Raw genomic sequence first — 1,397 nt, forward strand, 5'->3', positions numbered from 1 at the left:
ATAAAAGCATCGAGCATTGTGTAGATGGTTTGTTTTTCTTCGGGTGAAAGACTTTCCATTAAGGCTACTTTTTCCATCAGAGATTTATCTAAAGAATTAATTTCTTTGAGTTCATCGGTCGAAGCAAAGAGTTCTGCAAGTGTTATTCCCATTGCTTTTGCGATACGTTCCAAAGTATTTACGGAAGGATCTGTTTTGCCATTTTCTATACGGCTGTATTGTGCAGTATCTAAACTTGCATTGATGGTTACTTCCTTTTGAGAAAGGCTTTTGGCAAGTCTTATTCTTTTGATGTTTTCCCCGATGTTCATATTATGGACTTTTACTACAACAAATTTAGCAAATAGTTCCATATTTGAAACGTGTTGTATTTTTATATTGTACAATAATACAATTTAATATATCTTTGCTCTATTGTAATAAAAGTCAAAAACTTTTCTCTATGGAAATCTCCGAAATAAAATCCCAGTTATCAATTGCTACAGTTCTGCATTATTACGGTTTAAAACCTGATAAGAACAATAAAATGTGTTGTCCGTTCCATGAAGATAAAACACCATCAATGCAGGTGTATTACAAAACACAAACTGCATATTGTTTTAGTTCTAATTGCAAAACACACGGAAAAAGTATTGATGTAATAGATTTTATCATGCATAAAGAGAATCGTACAAAGCACGAAGCAATTTTGAAAGCAGAAGATATTTTAAATCCGAGTTCGGGAAATCAAGAAATAAGTAAAGAACAGTTTCTTACCAATATGTTCCAATATTTTCGGAATGCAGTAAGCAACAGCAAGCCTGCAAAAGAATATTTAGGAAAGAGAAATCTCGATAATTCTATTTTAGAGATTGGCTACAACTCGGGACAGTTCCATCACGGGAATAGAAAAACAGAAGAATTAATAAAGCAATCTTTAGAAGTTGGATTATTATTAGATAAAGGAATTGTTGCGAGAACAGGAGAAAAAGCATTTAGTGTTTTTGGAAAATACGGAATCTGCTTTGCGCTCAGAAATAAAAAGAATGAAGTAACAGGATTATATTTTAGAAGTACGTTGAATGATGATAAAAACAAACATTTTTATCTGAAGAATCGTTTCGGAATCTATCCAAACTATCCAAAATCAGATACTAAAAAACTCATTCTTACAGAAGCGATAATCGATTGTGCAAGTTTACTCCAGATAAAAGAAATACGAGACAATTACAGTATTATAGCGTGTTTTGGAACGAACGGACTGAACGCAGAAATCTTAAACGCCATAAAAGAACTCAAAGAATTAGAAGAAATTATTTTCTGTTTTGACCAGGATAAAGCAGGAAAAGAAGCGGTTAAAAAATATGCAGAAGAATTTAAAAATTATAAAGTCTCAACGGTCGAACTTCCTAATAATG

At 32.2% G+C, this 1,397-nt stretch carries 2 protein-coding genes; one reads left to right on the forward strand and one right to left on the reverse strand.

The window, feature by feature from the left end; all coding sequences use genetic code 11:
* On the reverse strand, nucleotides 1–353 hold a 353-nt coding region (locus tag ACOOWA_RS18070; protein WP_421377346.1), incomplete at its 3' end, for a helix-turn-helix domain-containing protein.
* Nucleotides 354–442: 89 nt separating this feature from the next.
* Here ACOOWA_RS18070 and ACOOWA_RS18075 point away from each other — a divergent pair.
* The coding region (locus tag ACOOWA_RS18075) for a CHC2 zinc finger domain-containing protein (RefSeq protein WP_421377348.1) at nucleotides 443–1,397 on the forward strand (955 nt) is incomplete at its 3' end.

This window comes from Chryseobacterium sp. GP-SGM7, assembly GCF_049166575.1.
Lineage (GTDB): Bacteria > Bacteroidota > Bacteroidia > Flavobacteriales > Weeksellaceae > Chryseobacterium.